The organism is Franconibacter pulveris, from assembly GCF_056780215.1.
In genome coordinates, this window is the sequence record NZ_CM165555.1 from 768,988 (window position 1) to 786,102 (window position 17,115).

Here is a 17,115-nt window from a genome sequence, read left to right on the forward strand (position 1 = left end):
TTTCAGAGACCGGACAAAATTAGCGGTCTCAGGCGACAGGCACAAAACGGAGAGAAATTATGTTTGAACCTATGGAACTGACCAACGACGCGGTGATTAAAGTCATCGGCGTCGGTGGTGGCGGTGGTAATGCCGTTGAACACATGGTGCGCGAACGCATCGAAGGTGTTGAATTCTTCGCTGTGAACACCGATGCCCAGGCGTTGCGTAAAACGGCTGTGGGCCAGACCATCCAGATCGGCGGTGGCATCACCAAAGGTCTCGGCGCAGGCGCAAACCCTGAAGTGGGCCGTAATGCTGCCGAAGAAGATCGCGAAGCGCTGCGCGCTGCGCTGGATGGGGCGGATATGGTGTTCATCGCAGCCGGTATGGGCGGCGGTACAGGCACAGGCGCGGCGCCAGTCGTCGCGGAAGTTGCTAAAGATCTGGGTATCCTGACGGTTGCGGTTGTCACCAAGCCGTTCAACTTTGAAGGCAAAAAGCGCATGGCGTTTGCCGAACAGGGCATCGCTGAGCTCTCCAAGCATGTCGACTCGCTTATCACCATTCCTAACGATAAGCTGTTGAAGGTGCTGGGTCGCGGTATCTCTCTGCTGGACGCCTTCGGCGCGGCGAATGACGTGCTAAAAGGCGCGGTACAGGGCATCGCCGAACTGATTACTCGTCCGGGCCTGATGAACGTTGACTTTGCAGACGTGCGCACCGTGATGTCCGAAATGGGCTACGCAATGATGGGTTCTGGCGTGGCGCGTGGTGAAGACCGTGCGGAAGAAGCGGCTGAAATGGCTATCTCCAGCCCGCTGCTGGAAGATATCGATCTCTCCGGCGCTCGCGGCGTGCTGGTCAACATTACCGCTGGCTTTGATTTGCGTCTGGATGAGTTCGAAACGGTGGGCAACACGATTCGCGCCTTCGCTTCTGATAACGCTACTGTGGTCATCGGTACTTCTCTTGACCCGGATATGAACGACGAGCTGCGTGTTACCGTCGTGGCGACCGGTATCGGTATGGATAAGCGTCCGGAAATCACTCTGGTGACAAACAAACAAGCGCAGCAGCCAGTGATGGATCGCTATCAGCAGCATGGCATGGCGCCGCTGACGCAAGAGCAGAAACCGGCTTCGAAAGTGGTAAACGACACCACTTCGCAGGCGGCGAAAGAGCCTGATTATCTGGATATTCCGGCCTTTTTGCGTAAGCAAGCCGACTAAGAATAAGCTGGAAGTTGGGGTTATCCGCTCTTTGTGCTAAAATGCGCTGCCGGTTGTGATGTACACTATCGGTAAGGTGAATAATTTGGCGAGATTATACGATGATCAAACAAAGGACACTTAAACGTATCGTTCAGGCGACTGGCGTCGGTTTGCATACCGGCAAAAAAGTCACCCTGACGCTACGCCCTGCGCCGGCCAATACCGGGGTCATCTATCGTCGCACCGACTTGAATCCCCCGGTAGATTTCCCGGCCGATGCCAAATCTGTGCGTGATACCATGCTCTGTACGTGCCTGGTGAATGAGCATGACGTGCGGATTTCGACAGTCGAGCATTTGAACGCCGCGCTGGCGGGCCTTGGCATTGACAATATTATTGTTGAAGTCGATGCGCCGGAAATCCCGATTATGGACGGTAGCGCCGCGCCATTTGTTTATCTGCTGCTGGATGCTGGCATTGATGAACTGAACGCCGCTAAAAAATTCGTTCGTATCAAAGAGACCGTGCGCGTCGAAGATGGCGACAAATGGGCAGAGTTCAAACCGTTTAACGGTTTCTCTCTGGATTTCACCATTGACTTCAACCATCCAGCGATTGATGCGAGCAATCAGCGTTACTGCATGAATTTTTCTGCAGAAGCGTTTATGCGTCAGATCAGCCGCGCTCGTACCTTCGGCTTTATGCGCGATATCGAATATCTGCAGTCTCGTGGGTTGTGCCTGGGCGGCAGCTTTGATTGCGCGATTGTCGTCGACGATTACCGCGTGCTGAATGAAGACGGGTTGCGTTTTGAAGATGAGTTTGTGCGCCATAAAATGCTGGACGCCATCGGCGACCTGTTTATGTGCGGTCACAATATTATCGGCGCGTTTACCGCCTACAAATCAGGCCATGCTCTGAATAACAAACTGCTGCAGGCAGTCCTGGCTAAACAGGAAGCCTGGGAATATGTGACCTTCGAAGACGAAGCAGAACTGCCGCTGGCATTCAAAGCGCCTTCTATGGTTTTCGCATAATCCTGGCGGTTTAAAGATAACGACTGGTTGATTCAGGTACTCTCTCCGGCCTGAATTGCCAGTCGTTTCTGTTTTTATCGATTAATTTTCTCGCTTTCCCCCTTTCATTTCTGCCTCTGGGCATTCAATTGCTTTTTTCCTGCTCGTTTTTAGACCGCTTCGCTTGCGATACTGCTGCCGCTGTGCGGGATTAATGTTACTATTTATGCGCTCGTTTCTATGAACTTCGACAGGGCCACGCCTTGTCCCCGGTGAATAAAGTGTCTGGAATTTTTACGTGTTGGCGAAAATTAGGCAGGCGTTACTTTTGGCCGCATCTCCTTTTGGGGATGGTCGCGGCAAGCCTTGGCCTGCCCGCGTTAGCCAGTAATGCGGAACCCGGCGCGCCTGCGGAAGCAGCAACGAGTAATTTAAATCGCGTTAATCCGATACGTTTAGACAGTCTGGCGCTATTGCAGGACGCTAACCGTCGTCCTTCCTTCAGCGTGGACTACTGGCACCAACACGCCATCCGTACGGTTATTCGCCACCTTTCTTTCGCCATGACGCCGCAGGCTGCTTCTGTGGCAAAAGAAGAGACTCTGCCGCTTCAGGTACAACATCTCGCGCTGCTTGATACGCTCAGCGTTTTGCTGACGCAAGAGAATCTGTCGTCTGGCAAAGCGCAGCCTGATGCCTTTTTGCCTCACCCACCTGTTAATGTCTTTCGCATCACGGACTGGATAAGTCGCGTTCAGGCTATTCGCGCAGGTCCACAACGTCCTTGCTAAAACGTTTACCCCTGATTTAACTAACTTCGCTAAGCAAGGCGTTTGAGATTTTATTATGCTAATCAAATTATTAACTAAAGTTTTCGGCAGTCGTAACGACCGTACTTTGCGCCGCATGCGCAAAGCTGTCACCCTGATTAACGGCATGGAGCCTGAGCTGGAGAAGCTCTCCGATGATGAGCTGAAAGGGAAAACCGCTGAATTCCGCGCACGCCTTGAGAAAGGCGAGGCGCTGGAGAACCTGTTGCCGGAAGCATTCGCCGTAGTCCGTGAAGCCAGCAAGCGCGTTTTCGGCATGCGCCACTTTGACGTACAGCTGCTGGGCGGTATGGTGCTGAATGACCGCTGCATCGCGGAGATGCGTACCGGTGAAGGTAAAACCCTGACCGCAACGCTGCCTGCTTACCTGAACGCCCTGACCGGCAAAGGCGTGCACGTTGTCACCGTCAACGATTATCTCGCCCAGCGTGACGCCGAAAATAACCGTCCGCTTTTTGAATTCCTTGGCCTGACCGTCGGCATCAACCTGCCGGGCATGCCTGCGCCGGCGAAGCGTGAAGCATACGCTGCTGATATTACTTACGGCACCAACAACGAATACGGCTTCGATTACCTGCGCGACAACATGGCTTTCAGCCCTGAAGAACGCGTACAGCGTAAACTGCACTACGCGCTGGTGGATGAGGTGGACTCCATCCTTATCGACGAAGCGCGTACGCCGCTTATCATCTCCGGCCCGGCGGAAGACAGCTCCGAGCTTTATAAGAAAGTTAACAAAATTATTCCTCATCTGGTGCGCCAGGAAAAAGAAGATTCTGATACGTTCCAGGGCGAGGGCCATTTCTCAGTTGATGAGAAAGCGCGGCAGGTTAACCTGACCGAGCGCGGCCTGGTGCTGGTGGAAGAACTTTTGGTTAACGAAGGCATCATGGAAGAGGGCGAGTCGCTCTATTCTCCTGCCAACATCATGCTGATGCATCATGTTACCGCTGCGCTGCGCGCTCATGCGCTCTTTACCCGCGATGTGGATTATATCGTTAAAGATGGCGAAGTTATCATCGTTGACGAGCACACCGGGCGTACCATGCAAGGTCGCCGCTGGTCTGATGGTCTGCACCAGGCCGTTGAAGCCAAAGAAGGCGTGCAAATCCAGAACGAAAACCAGACGCTGGCCTCTATCACTTTCCAGAACTATTTCCGTCTTTATGAGAAGCTGGCAGGGATGACCGGTACAGCAGATACCGAAGCCTTTGAATTCAGTTCAATCTACAAGCTGGATACCGTCGTGGTGCCAACCAACCGCCCGATGATCCGTAAGGATCTGCCGGACCTGGTTTATATGACCGAAGCGGAGAAAATCGCGGCGATTATCGAAGATATCAAAGAGCGTACCGCTAAAGGCCAGCCGGTGCTGGTTGGTACCATCTCGATTGAAAAATCAGAGCTGGTATCGCAGGAGCTGACCAAAGCGGGTATCCAGCACAACGTGCTGAACGCCAAGTTCCATGCGCGCGAAGCAGATATCGTGGCGCAAGCTGGTTATCCGGGTACGGTGACCATTGCTACCAACATGGCGGGCCGTGGTACCGATATCATGCTGGGCGGCAGCTGGCAGGCGGAAATCGCTGAACTGGAGAATCCGACGCCGGAGCAAATCTCCCAGATTAAGGCGGACTGGCAAAAGCGTCATGATGACGTACTGGCTGCCGGTGGCCTGCATATTATTGGTACCGAGCGTCATGAATCCCGCCGTATCGATAACCAGCTGCGCGGCCGTTCCGGTCGTCAGGGCGATGCCGGTTCCTCTCGCTTCTACCTCTCTATGGAAGATGCGCTGATGCGTATTTTTGCATCCGATCGCGTTTCTAACATGATGCGTAAACTGGGCATGAAGCCGGGCGAGGCTATCGAGCATCCATGGGTGACCAAAGCTATTGCCAACGCACAGCGTAAGGTCGAGAGCCGCAACTTCGATATCCGTAAGCAACTGCTGGAATATGATGATGTAGCCAACGACCAGCGTCGCGCTATCTATACGCAGCGTAACGAGTTGCTGGACGTGGCGGATATTAGCGACACCGTTAACAGCATCCGCGAAGATGTCTTCAAAACCACAATCGACGCGCATATTCCGCCGCAGTCTCTGGAAGAGATGTGGGATATCCCTGGCCTGCAGGAGCGCCTGAAAAACGATTTTGATCTTGAATTGCCGATTGCGGACTGGCTGGATAAAGAACCGGATCTGCATGAAGAGACGCTGCGCCAGCGCATTCTGGATACCGCTATTGACGTTTACAAGCGCAAGGAAGAAGTAGTAGGCGCAGAAATGATGCGCAACTTCGAAAAAGGCGTAATGTTGCAGACGCTTGACTCGCTGTGGAAAGAGCATCTGGCGGCGATGGACTACCTGCGTCAGGGTATTCATCTGCGCGGCTATGCGCAGAAAGATCCGAAGCAGGAGTATAAGCGTGAGTCTTTCGCTATGTTCGCCTCGATGCTGGAATCACTGAAATATGAAGTGATCAGCACGCTCAGCAAAGTTCAGGTGCGCATGCCGGAAGAAGTGGAAGAGATGGAGCAGCAGCGTCGCCTGGAGGCGGAGCGTCTGGCGCAGATGCAGCAGCTTAGCCATCAGGACGATCAGTCTGCCGCTGCGGCGGCTATCGCCGAGCAAACTGGCGAGCGCAAAGTGGGCCGTAACGACCCTTGCCCTTGCGGTTCCGGAAAAAAATATAAGCAGTGCCATGGCCGTCTGAGCTAAGGCACCCAGAAACAAAAAGGCGCAGCGTGCTGCGCCTTTTTTTACGGGTAAAACAAATGAAAAGACTGACTATCGCAACAGGTATTATTCGTAATCGCCAGGGAGAAATCTTTATTACGCGTCGCGCCGCTGACGCTCATATGGCGAATAAATGGGAATTTCCCGGCGGTAAAGTAGAAGAAGGCGAGAGCCCCGAACAAGCGCTGAGGCGCGAGCTGGCCGAAGAAACGGGTATCAAGGTTACCTCCGCCACGCTGTTTGATTCGCTGGACTACCAGTTTCCGGACAGGCACATCACTTTGTGGTTTTTCCTGGTGGAGAGCTGGGAAGGCGAGCCGTGGGGCAAAGAAGGGCAGCCGGGAAGATGGGTGTCGCAACGCGAGCTCATCGCCGACGAGTTCCCGCCCGCTAATGAGCCCGTTATCACTAAACTGCGTCAGCAGCCTTAAGGCTGCTGTTCGCTCCAGTCGTCGCTTTCAGAGCGGTCGCCGCTGCTTGGGATCCGCTTCTCTTCATCCGCCCATTCGCCAAGATCGATAAGCTGGCAACGCTTAGAGCAGAAAGGGCGGTAAGGGTTTTTCTCGCTCCACTCTACAGGCTTCCCGCAGGTGGGGCAGTTAACTACGGTAATATCAGACATACTTGACTCCAGGCTTGCTTAGCAACAAGCCAGTTCAAAATCGAACCGCTCCGGCACGCGGCCATGTTCACTGTCGAGCGGCATAAAGCGAATAGCAAAACGGCTTTTATGGCCGGATACCTGCGGATAAAGCGCATCGGTCAACTGCAATTGAAGGCGCAGTAAATCGGCGTCTTCACCGTTATCCTGGTAAAAGCCGTTGAGGCTGGTCTGTTTGCGAAACGGCGCGGAGTGGCGAATCAGATCCAGTATCATGTCCAGGGCCTGAGTCAGCGGCTGCAGGCTTGCAAGCCAGCTGTCGACCAGGCGGTCGCGTTGCTCCTGCGGAACATGGAGCCATAAATGCAGCGTAGGCAAATCGAAGCTGCAACAGCCGCCCGGAATGCTCAGACGCTGGCGCACCAGAGCGATGAGCTTGTCTTCACGCAGCGCCTGGCCCAGGCGCGGCGCGGCCATCAACGTGGCGCTGCGTTGCTTAAGCTCCTGACGCAACTGCGTGATGCGATCGTTATCAACACCCGGCACTTCCGCCCAGCTTTGCAGTTTGCGCTGCTGACGTTCAAATTCTTTGTGCAATTCTGCGCGAATATCGCCGCGCTCAAAAACATCCAGCAGATCGCCTACATTGCGAAAAAAGTGAAGCGCTGACGCATGATCGCTGACAGGCAAATGGGATTTCATTTGCTGGATCAGAAATTCAATACGCAACCAGGTGCGCATTTTTTCATTAAGGGGATGTTCAAAAAGAACCTGGGTATGCATTACCTGTTTTCCTGTTGTGCTGCCTGCGCCGCCAGATGCTGATAGCGCTGGTGCAGACGTTCCACGTCTGCGGCAAGGGCATCTGGCGCGCCGTTATTATTAATCACATCATCCGCAATGGTTAAGCGCGCTTCGCGCGTCGTCTGCGCGGCGAGGATCTGCTCTGCATGCTCGCGTGAAACATTGTCCCGCAACATGGTTCGCTGGATCTGCGTTTCGGGCGTTACGTCGACCACCAGCACACGGTCGGCCCGCTTATGAAGCTGATTCTCAACCAGCAGCGGCACTACCCACAGCACATAAGGCGAGGCAGCCTGCGCGATTTCTGTACGCGTTTGCTGTTGAATCAACGGGTGAAGCAGCGCGTTGAGCCAGGCTTTTTCTTCGGGCTTCGCAAAGATCCTTTCCCTGAGCGCGCGACGATTAAGAGTGCCATCGGGATGGAGAATAGATTGACCAAAATGCGTGGCGATAGCCTCAAGGGCGGGCTGCCCGGGTTCCACAACCTGTCGGGCAATAATATCTGCATCGATAACAGTAACGCCTAAACGGGAAAAGGCATCGGCGACAGTACTTTTTCCACTACCAATTCCCCCCGTCAACGCGACCGTATAACCCATAACGCCATCATCCAGAATGTTATAAAAACAAAAGCTTAGCGGGCAGATTTTTTCGCTTTGTCACGCCTGGCCCGCCACCGGGAAAGAAAAAGCGAATCTGATGAAACCGCTTTTCTCTCCACAAGGTAAATTTATAGGATTGTAGCGTAAAAAAGAGCGCTTTCGCAGTCTTGCGGGCCCATTATTAGTGCGTATGATAGCGTCACTGGAGTTGGCAGTTGTTCCGCCGCTTACGCTTACGTTCACGCGTTCATCGCCATTACCAGGAATCCGCTCATGCGTATTGAAGAAGATCTGAAGTTAGGTTTTAAAGACGTTCTTATCCGCCCTAAACGCTCTACCCTCAAAAGCCGCTCCGAAGTCGAGCTTGCTCGTCAATTTACATTCAAACAGTCTGGCGTTCAGTGGTCCGGTGTACCCATTATCGCCGCTAACATGGATACCGTCGGCACCTTTGATATGGCAAAAGCGCTGGCGGCATTCGATATTCTGACCGCTGTACATAAGCACTATAGCGTGCAGGAGTGGCAGGAATTCCTTAACGCCGTGCCGGAAACCGTGTTGCAGCACGTGATCGTTTCTACTGGCACTTCTGACGCCGATTTTAATAAAACCAAAGAGATCCTGGCGCTTTCTCCATTGCTGAAATTTATCTGTATCGATGTAGCGAACGGCTATTCCGAGCATTTCGTGCAATTCGTCAGTAAAGCGCGTGAAGCCTGGCCGGACAAAGCGATTATCGCGGGCAACGTAGTGACTGGCGAGATGTGTGAAGAACTTATTCTCGCAGGCGCGGATATCGTTAAAGTGGGCATCGGTCCGGGCTCGGTTTGCACCACGCGAGTGAAAACCGGCGTCGGCTATCCGCAACTTTCTGCGGTTATCGAATGCGCTGACGCCGCGCACGGTCTGGGCGGGCGTATTATCAGCGATGGCGGCTGCACCGTGCCGGGCGATGTAGCGAAGGCGTTTGGCGGCGGCGCGGATTTCGTTATGCTGGGCGGCATGCTGGCGGGCCACGATGAGAGCGGCGGCACCGTGGTTGAAGAGGATGGCGAGAAATTCATGCTGTTCTACGGGATGAGTTCCGAGTCTGCAATGAACCGCCATGTGGGCGGCGTTGCGCAATACCGCGCGGCAGAGGGCAAAACGGTGAAGCTCCCGCTGCGCGGCCCGGTAGAAAATACCGCTCGCGATATTATGGGCGGGCTGCGTTCCGCCTGCACTTACGTCGGCGCTTCCCGTCTGAAAGAACTGACCAAACGCACCACTTTTATCCGCGTTCAGGAACAGGAAAACCGCGTTTTCAACATGCTGTGATGTTCCCAAACCGGCGCAGCCTCTGCGCCGGTTTATCGCACGCCGCTCATGGCGTCGCCCAGGTTAAATAGCGGCAGGTACATCGCAATCACCAGCGTACCTATAATCAGCCCAATCACAATCATCATGATAGGTTCAAGCGAGGTCGCCAGCGTTTCCGCTCGCTGCTGCGTTTGGTGAGTATGCCATTGCGCAAGACGCGCCAGCATGCTGTCCAGCGCGCCGGTCTCTTCGCCTGTCCGTATCATCTGCATACACAACGTGCTGAACCCGGCTTCGTCTTCTATCGCCTGACAGAAAGGCAACCCTTGCGCTATCTTCATGCGGATCCGCGCGACCGCTGCCTGCCAGAAAGGAGAGGAGAGCGTCATTTCAACCGAGGTTAACCCCTGCAGCAGGGGGATGCCCGACTGCTGCGTCATCGTCAGCACGGTATAAATCTGGCTGAGTTTCTGGCCACGCAACAACAGACCGAACAGCGGCAGCTTAAGCCCCATCTTTTCTTCAGCCAGCCGCCAGGCGGGACGTTTGCGAAAAAATATGATAGCGGCGACGCAAAGCGCTCCTACGCTTATCCATACCGGAGCATAGCGCGTAAGCCCCTGAGAAAACGCGATAACCGCACGCGTTATCCAGGGCAATGGCGTTGAAAAAGAGGCGTAAATCGCCGCGAATTGCGGCAGTACAAACCCCGCCATGCCCAGCGTCATCGCCAGCGCCATAATGAGGATAATCACCGGATAGCGCAGCGCCTTGCCGACTAACTGGCGAAGGTGCTGCTGCTCTTCCTGTTGGTTTGCCAGCTTCTCGCAGCAAATATCCAGCTTACCTGTCATCTCGCCGGTTTGAACCAAAGCGACTGCCAGCGGCGTGAACACGTCCGGCCATGCCGACATCGCCTGAGAGAGCGTTACGCCGCGATGGACTTCGCCAGCAATCTGTTCCAGCAACGCGCGCCATTGAACGGAACTTTGCTGTCGGGCAAGCAACGCTAATCCATCGGTAAGAGAAACGCCTGCCTGTAGCAGCGTTGCCAGTTGGCGAATAACCGGCAGACTGTGCGTACCCCGCCAAAGACGTTTATTTACCGCGGCCTTGCGTAACGAAAGCGGATGCAACCCGGCCTCGCTGAGGTACAGCAAGGCATGAGGGCGGTCGCTTGCCCAGAGCTGGCCGCTCAGGCGTTCTCCCTGGGTGTTTAGCCCTTGCCAGCGCCAGAGTTGATTAGCCATCCGGGAAACCCAGCACCCGGTAAATCTCTTCGATGGTTGTCAGCCCCTCTTCAACAGCGAGACATCCGCTTTCGAACAGTGAAACCATTCCCTGTTGACGGGCCAGCGTTTCGATTTCCCGCGCAGGTAACCCCTCCAGCATTGCCTGACGAAGCGCAGCGTTTACCGGCAGCAGTTCAAACAGCGCGAGCCGCCCGTAAAAACCGCTGTAGCAGCGTTCGCAACCGTTAGCTTGCCATTGAGGCAGGGGACGAGGAAAAAGATTGGCTGGTAAACGCAGCGGCTCTGGCAGGGCGCTGCGACAGCAAGGACATAATTTTCTTACCAACCGCTGGGCGATAACCAGTTGAAGTGCGGAGGTTAACATCCAGCGCGGCACGCCCATCTGCTCCAGCCTGACGAGCGTATCCGACGTGGAGTTAGTGTGTAGCGTCGAAAGCACCAGATGGCCCGTCTGCGCCGCTTTAATAGCGATTTCCGCCGTTTCGCCGTCACGGATTTCACCAATCATGATGATGTCGGGGTCCTGACGCAGCAGCGCACGCAAAACGCGCTGAAAAGTCAGCCCGGCTTTGGGATTGATTTGCGTCTGATTGAGGCCCGGCAGAGGGATCTCCACCGGATCTTCCACGCTGCAAAGGTTGACCTGTGGGTTATTCAACGCGCCAAGGGCGCTGTAAAGCGTAACGGTTTTTCCGCTTCCCGTGGGGCCGGTGACCAGTATCAAACCCTGCGGACAGTTTAGCGCCTGTGAAAAGCAGGCTTGCTGCTGCGCCGACATGCCAAGCGCCTCTACTTCCAGCGCCTGCTCCGTCTGTTGCAGTACGCGAAGCACTGCTTTTTCACCGTGTCGGGAGGGCAGGGTGGAAAGGCGAAACGAGACGTTCTTACCTTCAAGCTCAATGGTGAACTGACCATCCTGCGGCAGACGACGCTCGGCGATATCCAGCTTGCCGAGCACCTTAAGACGAGCCGTTAAAGTCAGGCCCGTTTCCACAGACAGCGGCGTAAGGGATTGCAACACGCCATCAATACGCAGCCGTACACGGCAGGCGGTTTCGCCAGGCTCGATATGAATGTCGGAGGCGCGTTGTGAAAGCGCCTGTTGCAGAATATGGTTGACCCGCTCCGTCGCGCTGCCGCTTTCCTGCGTAAGCAGGCTTGAGCCGGAAGGCGTTTCGAGCCGTTGCTGCTTTTCAAACCGTTCGGCAGACCAGCATTCGATGTCGATATGCTTTTGCGTGGCGAAGCGCAACGCTTCCATTAGCTCCTGCGCCGGGCTACCGACTACGGCGATGTAAATCGCCGTTTCGTCTACCGCCAACACCAGCGCGTTGTAGCGCTGGCACAAGCGGTTCAATGCATCCTGATTCATATCGGCCTGCCTTATTTCCCGTCAAAGCGGAACACATCTTCACAGGCCTGCTGCAGGGCGCCGCCGCCAGTCACGGAGCAATTTCTCTGCCATGACTCCATGCCGTTGTTATTGTTCCATTTAGGCGTCAACGTCAGCGTTAAGCCGTTCAGGCTTTCCTGGCCCGTAATAGCGATGACGCCCGCCGCCACGCTCATCTCTGAAATGTAGCGTGTGGTTTTGACCGCCGGAATGGCGTTGCTGCCCGCGTCGCAGCTACTGACGCCGCCACGATCGATAGCGCAAAGCTCCACGGCGGTGCGGTAAGGCGTGATGGTTTGCAGCACATCCGTCAGCGCCGCTTTACGCAGGTAGTTCTGGTAAGCGGGCACGCCAATGGCGCTAAGAATAGCGATGATGCCGATGACCACCATCAGTTCGATGAGCGTAAAACCTCTTTGTTTTTCCATGGTTCCTCCTTGTTGTCAGTGGCGATACTGTGACAAGAGAGGCGGTAATAGACGAGTGGCAAAAGTGGTTTCAGGAAGGATGATTCCAGCCTGTTTTAATCGCTTGCAATGGAACGAAACGGTTTTACGAGCAGGCTCGCAAAGTAGAGAGAAGGATGGGCGGATAGCCCATCCTGAAGCGGGGCAGTTAGCGAAAACGCATAGAGAGATCGAGCGCGCGGATGTGCTTCGTCAGCGCGCCGACCGAGATATAATCAACGCCGGTTTCAGCAAATTCGCGCAGCGTTTGTGACGTGACGTTGCCGGAAACTTCCAGCCGTGCCTGGCCTGCGGTACGGCTTACCGCCTCACGCATCTGTGCGACCGTGAAGTTATCCAGCATGATGATATCGGCGCCCGCTTTCAGCGCTTCGTCCAGCTCCTCCAGCGTCTCCACTTCCACTTCAACCGGCACATCCGGGTGCAGCCAGAACGCTTTTTCAACCGCCTGACGTACCGAGCCGGAGGCGATGATATGGTTCTCTTTTATCAGGAACGCATCAGAGAGGCCCAGACGATGGTTGTTGCCGCCGCCGCACAGCACGGCGTATTTCAATGCGGTACGCAGGCCGGGTATGGTTTTGCGGGTATCCAGCAGCTGGGTTTTTGTCCCGGCAAGCAAAGCGACATACTCGCGTACCTGGCTTGCAACGCCGGAAAGCGTCTGGACGAAGTTAAGCGCGGTGCGCTCGCCGGTAAGCAGCACGCGGGCCGGGCCTTCGAGTTCAAACAGCGGCTGATCCGCTTTCACCTGGGCGCCATCTTCCACATGCCAGGTTACCTTTACATTGCCGCCGAGCTGGATAAAAACCTCTTCCACCCAACGTTTGCCGCAAAACACGCCCTCTTCGCGCGTGATGACAACCGCATGAGAGCGACTCTCTGACGGCAACAATTGCGCGGTAATATCGTTGTCGGCGTTAATGTCGCCGCCCAGGTCTTCTCGTAGCGCCAGGGCCACTGTTTGCGGGATATCAAGGTTGATTCGTTCCAGTAGCGCGTCACGTCGGTGGTCGGGGTTGTAGCGGCGAGGCGGCATGATAAAACTCCAGATTGGTGGCTAATCATCAGAGTGAAACATGCTACTCTGAAGCGACTTTCAGTACCATATTAAGGAGAATCTTACATGCAGCTGAGAGATGGCTGGCTGGAGGGGGCAAGGCGGGAGCCTTCGCCGCATCATGACTGCCGACCTGAGGAAGAGACCCCTTCATTGCTGGTGGTGCACAATATCAGCCTGCCGCCCGGGGAGTTTGGCGGCCCATGGATAGACGCGCTGTTCGCCGGCACGCTCGACCCTGATGCGCACCCTTACTTTGCCGGCATCGCCCATCTGCGCGTTTCCGCCCACTGTCTGATTCGTCGCGACGGTGAAATCGTGCAGTATGTTCCTTTTGATAAACGCGCATGGCATGCGGGCGTTTCTACCTATCAAGGCCGCGAACGCTGCAACGATTTTTCCATCGGCATTGAGCTGGAAGGCACCGATACGCTGCCCTATACCGATGAGCAGTATCGACAACTGGTTGCCATTACCCGTGCGCTTATCCCGCTTTACCCGCAGATTGCCGCTAATATTACAGGCCATAGCGATATTGCCCCGGCGCGCAAAACCGACCCCGGCCCGGCGTTTGACTGGACGCGTTTTCGCGAGGCATTGGCCGGTCAGGTGGAAAAGGAGATGAGATGACGTTATTTACGCTGCTGCTGGTGCTGTTTGCTGAACGCCTGTTTAAGCTTGGCGAGCACTGGCAGCTTGACCACCGTCTCGAAGCGCTGTTTCGTCGCCTGCGCCACTTTTCGCTGGTTCGCACGCTTGGTATGACGATACTGGCGATGCTGGTCGTCTTTCTTTGCGTTCGCGCGCTGCAGGGGATCTTTTTTAATGTGCCGCTGCTGGTGTTCTGGATCCTGCTGGGACTGCTCTGCATCGGCGCAGGTCAGGTGCGCCTGCATTATCATGCGTACCTGAAGGCCGCCAGCCGGGATGACGCTCATGCCCGCGAGAACATGGCCTATGAGTTAACGCTTATTCACGGCGTGCCGCCGGATTGTGACGAGCGCGAATACTTGCGCGAGCTGCAAAACGCGCTGCTGTGGATTAACTACCGTTTTTATCTGGCGCCGCTATTCTGGTTTGTCGTGGGCGGCCCATGGGGTCCGGTCACGCTGATGGGCTATGCCTTTCTGCGCGCCTGGCAGACCTGGCTTGCGCGTCATCATTCGCCGCGCCAGCGACTGCACTCCGGCATCGACGCGATTCTGCATGTGCTCGACTGGGTGCCGGTAAGGCTTGTCGGGGTGGTTTACGCTCTGCTGGGACACGGCGAGAAGGCGTTGCCCGCCTGGTTCTCATCGCTTGGCGATCGCCACTCTTCGCAGTATCAGGTGTTGACGCAGTTGGCGCAGTATTCTCTCGCCCGTGAACCGCATCTCGATAAAATCGAGACGCCTAAAGCGGCCGTCTCGATGGCGAAGAAAGCGTCGCTGGTGATAGTGGTTATCGTGGCGCTGCTGACGATTTACGGCACGCTGGTGTAGCGTGCCGCGCTGTCAGGGACGATCGGCGGGAGGGATGCCAAATTGCGGCATCCCTTCTTCATTCCAGCTGATGAGTTTCAGCCGGGTATGGCGGTTCGGGTCATAGAGCGGGTCGCCTTCTATTTCCGTGTAGTTGCGGGCGTGATAGACCAGCACATCCTGCCCCTCCTCCGTCGTGGTAAAGCTGTTATGCCCTGGTCCGTACTGCCGGTTTTCGTAGCTGGTGGTAAAAACCGGCTGCGGCGATTTACGCCAGTTATGCGGGTTGGTTATCTCCGCCGCCAGGTCTATCCACAACAGCCCCATGCAGTAGTTCTCATCGGTCGCGCTCGCGGAGTAGCTAATAAACAGACGCTCGCCGTGTCTGAGCACCGCAGGCCCCTCGTTGACCATAAAGCCCCGGCACTCCCAGTCGAACTCCGGCTTGCTTAACATCACCGGCTCGCCTTTGAGCGTCCACGGATTTGCCATCTCGCAAAGATAAATGTTCGAGTTGCCGGGTATGTCGGGCGCTTTCTGCGCCCATAAATACCAGCGCTTGCCCTGATGCTCGAAAGTGGTGGCGTCCAGCGCGAAAGTATCAAACTGCGTTTTTATCTGGCCTTTCTCCTCCCAGGCGCCGGTGAGCGGATCGGCGTCGGCGCATTCCAGCGCGAACATGCGGTGCTGGAACATATTGAGATGATCGAGCGCTTTGGTAGGCGCGGCGGCGTAATAGATGTACCACTTGCCCTGAATAAAGTGCAGCTCCGGCGCCCAGATGAGTTCGCTCATCGGGCCGCGCTCCGGCTTGCGCCAGACCACGACCGGGGTTGCGTGGCGCAGCCCTGCAAGGGTGGCGGAGCGGCGAATTTCCAGACGGTCATATTCCGGCACCGAGGCGATGAAGTAATAAACGCCGCTGTGGCGCAGAATAAACGGGTCGGCGCGCTGCTCAATAAAAGGGTTCGGCCAGGCAGAAATGGTCATAACGCTTTCCTTACTGTGTCGGCGGTCTTGATGTCCTGATAATGGCTCAGCTCATGGTAGTTAACGCGGCGTTTCTCAAGATCGGCCTGAATCGTTTTCATCAGGTCGCGATCCACTTTCAGCAGACGAACCACGCCAGCGGTAATGAGGTAACCCACGCCCGGGATTACGGTGAAGAGCAGCATAATGCCGTTGATAGCCGTTGCGCTTTGCTGTTTCGCGCCAGCGTCGTAGCCATACCAGGAGAGCAGAAAGCCAACCATCGCGCCCGCTATCGCCAGCCCAACCTTCAGGAAAAAGATATTGCCGGAAAAGCTAATGCCGGTGATGCGCTTGCCGGTTTTCCACTCGCCATAGTCATCCACATCCGCCATCAGCGACCAGTGCAGCGGGGAAGGGATTTGATGCAGCACGTTCAGCAGGAAATACATCGTCACGATGAGCGCGGTGGCATGCGGATTCAGGAAGTAAAAGCCCACCGAGAAAATAGCGAGCGCGACGTTAATCCAGAAGAAGACCTTAAGCTTGCACCAGCGGTCGGTGAGCACTTTCGCCAGCATGCTGCCGATCATCATGCCCACCACGCCAAGACTGATAAACAGCGTGGCGAAGCTGGTGCTCTGGCCCATCACCCAGGTGACGTAATACATGGTGGCGGCCATGCGGATAAAGCCCGGGCAGACGTTGCAGAGGGTCAGCAGCAGAATGCGCACCCACTGGTCGTTTTTCCAGATATCTTTCATGTCCGCTTTGAGGTCGTCATTGCTCGGCACCGCCGGGCGAATACGCTCGCGCACCGTGGCGAAACTGAACAGGAACATGCACATGCCAATCAGGGCCAGCACGGTCATCGCCATCTGGTAGCCCTTCGCTTTATTGCCGCCGCCGAACCAGTCGGCCATCGGCAGCAGCGTCAGCGAAAGCAGCAGCGTGGCGATGCCTACCATAACAAAGCGATAAGACTGGCAGGCGACGCGCTCCTGCGGGTCATTGGTGATGACGCTGCCGAGCGAGCAGTAGGGGATGTTGATCGCCGTGTAGGTCAGCGAAAGCAGGAAGTAGGTGACAAAGGCATAGACAACCTTGCTGCTATAGCTCCATTCCGGGGTAGTAAACATCAGCACGCTGAAGAGAGCATAAGGGACGGCAATCCACAGCAGCCATGGACGAAACCGGCCAAACCGGCTGCGGGTTCGGTCCGCAATCGCGCCCATAATGGGGTCGGTTACCGCGTCGACTACGCGGATAGAGAGCAGTAAAACGCCCACCAGCGCCGGCGCCAGGCCAAAAATGTCCGTATAAAAATAGTTAACAAACAGCATGATGGCGCCAAAGATGATATTGCATCCGGCATCGCCCATTCCATAGCCGATTTTTTCTTTTACCGACAGCTTGTTGTTATTCATC

17 protein-coding genes are annotated in these 17,115 nt (G+C 55.6%); 8 read left to right on the top strand and 9 right to left on the bottom strand.

The window, feature by feature from the left end:
* The first annotated feature begins 59 nt into the window (after nt 1-59).
* The 5 genes from ftsZ (at nt 60) to mutT (ending at nt 6,210) form a co-directional block, all read left to right on the top strand.
* Complete coding sequence (gene ftsZ / locus ACU4F7_RS03695) at nt 60-1,211, top strand: cell division protein FtsZ (protein WP_024558264.1); 1,152 nt, start codon at nt 60-62, stop codon at nt 1,209-1,211.
* A 101-nt stretch (nt 1,212-1,312) separates the two neighbouring features.
* The gene (gene lpxC, locus ACU4F7_RS03700; protein WP_029591208.1) at nt 1,313-2,230 is read left to right on the top strand and encodes a UDP-3-O-acyl-N-acetylglucosamine deacetylase; all 918 of its coding nucleotides are present in this window, start codon (nt 1,313-1,315) and stop codon (nt 2,228-2,230) included.
* Between the two features lie 260 nt (nt 2,231-2,490).
* Nucleotides 2,491-3,000: a secA translation cis-regulator SecM gene (gene secM / locus ACU4F7_RS03705; RefSeq protein ID WP_481638056.1), complete on the top strand. Its 510-nt coding sequence runs from the start codon at nt 2,491-2,493 to the stop codon at nt 2,998-3,000.
* Nucleotides 3,001-3,055: 55 nt separating this feature from the next.
* Nucleotides 3,056-5,761, top strand: coding sequence for a preprotein translocase subunit SecA (gene secA / locus ACU4F7_RS03710; protein WP_481638057.1), 2,706 nt, complete (start codon nt 3,056-3,058; stop codon nt 5,759-5,761).
* Between the two features lie 56 nt (nt 5,762-5,817).
* Nucleotides 5,818-6,210: an 8-oxo-dGTP diphosphatase MutT gene (gene mutT / locus ACU4F7_RS03715; RefSeq protein ID WP_029591205.1), complete on the top strand. Its 393-nt coding sequence runs from the start codon at nt 5,818-5,820 to the stop codon at nt 6,208-6,210.
* Here mutT and yacG read toward each other — a convergent pair.
* Genes yacG through coaE form a run of 3 tightly spaced genes read right to left on the bottom strand, consistent with a single transcriptional unit; the run spans nt 6,207 to nt 7,783 of the window.
* Nucleotides 6,207-6,401, bottom strand: a complete 195-nt coding sequence (yacG, locus tag ACU4F7_RS03720; RefSeq protein ID WP_024558269.1) for a DNA gyrase inhibitor YacG — start codon at nt 6,399-6,401, stop codon at nt 6,207-6,209. The genes mutT and yacG overlap by 4 nt on opposite strands.
* A gap of 18 nt (nt 6,402-6,419) precedes the next feature.
* On the bottom strand, nt 6,420-7,163 hold the full coding sequence (gene zapD, locus ACU4F7_RS03725; RefSeq protein ID WP_029591204.1) for a cell division protein ZapD: 744 nt from the start codon (nt 7,161-7,163) through the stop codon (nt 6,420-6,422).
* Complete coding sequence (gene coaE, locus ACU4F7_RS03730) at nt 7,163-7,783, bottom strand: dephospho-CoA kinase (protein WP_029591203.1); 621 nt, start codon at nt 7,781-7,783, stop codon at nt 7,163-7,165. The genes zapD and coaE overlap by 1 nt, the downstream gene beginning before the upstream one ends.
* Nucleotides 7,784-8,059: 276 nt before the next feature.
* Between coaE and ACU4F7_RS03735 the strand changes: the two genes are divergently transcribed.
* Nucleotides 8,060-9,103 (top strand): GMP reductase, encoded by a 1,044-nt coding sequence (locus tag ACU4F7_RS03735; RefSeq protein ID WP_029591202.1) that lies wholly within the window; start codon nt 8,060-8,062, stop codon nt 9,101-9,103.
* A 32-nt stretch (nt 9,104-9,135) separates the two neighbouring features.
* On the opposite strand, the gene hofC is transcribed toward ACU4F7_RS03735, so the two are convergent.
* The 4 genes from hofC to nadC form a co-directional block, all read right to left on the bottom strand.
* Complete coding sequence (hofC, locus tag ACU4F7_RS03740; protein WP_481638058.1) at nt 9,136-10,335, bottom strand: protein transport protein HofC; 1,200 nt, start codon at nt 10,333-10,335, stop codon at nt 9,136-9,138.
* Nucleotides 10,328-11,710: a type II secretion system protein GspE gene (gspE, locus tag ACU4F7_RS03745; protein WP_481638059.1), complete on the bottom strand. Its 1,383-nt coding sequence runs from the start codon at nt 11,708-11,710 to the stop codon at nt 10,328-10,330. Before gspE ends, hofC begins: the two co-directional genes overlap by 8 nt.
* A gap of 11 nt (nt 11,711-11,721) precedes the next feature.
* A complete protein-coding gene (ppdD, locus tag ACU4F7_RS03750) occupies nt 11,722-12,159 on the bottom strand; it encodes a prepilin peptidase-dependent pilin (RefSeq protein ID WP_024558275.1) in 438 nt (145 codons plus the stop codon).
* 187 nt (nt 12,160-12,346) lie between these two features.
* Nucleotides 12,347-13,237 (bottom strand): carboxylating nicotinate-nucleotide diphosphorylase, encoded by an 891-nt coding sequence (gene nadC, locus ACU4F7_RS03755; protein ID WP_029591199.1) that lies wholly within the window; start codon nt 13,235-13,237, stop codon nt 12,347-12,349.
* Nucleotides 13,238-13,324: 87 nt separating this feature from the next.
* On the opposite strand from nadC, the gene ampD reads away from it, so the two are divergent.
* Both ampD and ampE read left to right on the top strand, forming a co-directional pair.
* Nucleotides 13,325-13,888 (top strand): 1,6-anhydro-N-acetylmuramyl-L-alanine amidase AmpD, encoded by a 564-nt coding sequence (ampD, locus tag ACU4F7_RS03760; RefSeq protein ID WP_029591198.1) that lies wholly within the window; start codon nt 13,325-13,327, stop codon nt 13,886-13,888.
* The gene (gene ampE, locus ACU4F7_RS03765) at nt 13,885-14,739 is read left to right on the top strand and encodes a beta-lactamase regulator AmpE (RefSeq protein ID WP_029591197.1); all 855 of its coding nucleotides are present in this window, start codon (nt 13,885-13,887) and stop codon (nt 14,737-14,739) included. The genes ampD and ampE overlap by 4 nt, the downstream gene beginning before the upstream one ends.
* Before the next feature lie 12 nt (nt 14,740-14,751).
* On the opposite strand, the gene ACU4F7_RS03770 is transcribed toward ampE, so the two are convergent.
* Both ACU4F7_RS03770 and ACU4F7_RS03775 read right to left on the bottom strand, forming a co-directional pair.
* A complete protein-coding gene (locus tag ACU4F7_RS03770) occupies nt 14,752-15,708 on the bottom strand; it encodes a glycoside hydrolase family 43 protein (RefSeq protein ID WP_481638060.1) in 957 nt (318 codons plus the stop codon).
* Nucleotides 15,705-17,114, bottom strand: a complete 1,410-nt coding sequence (locus ACU4F7_RS03775) for a glycoside-pentoside-hexuronide (GPH):cation symporter (RefSeq protein WP_029591195.1) — start codon at nt 17,112-17,114, stop codon at nt 15,705-15,707. Before ACU4F7_RS03775 ends, ACU4F7_RS03770 begins: the two co-directional genes overlap by 4 nt.
* Nucleotide 17,115 lies beyond the last annotated feature (1 nt).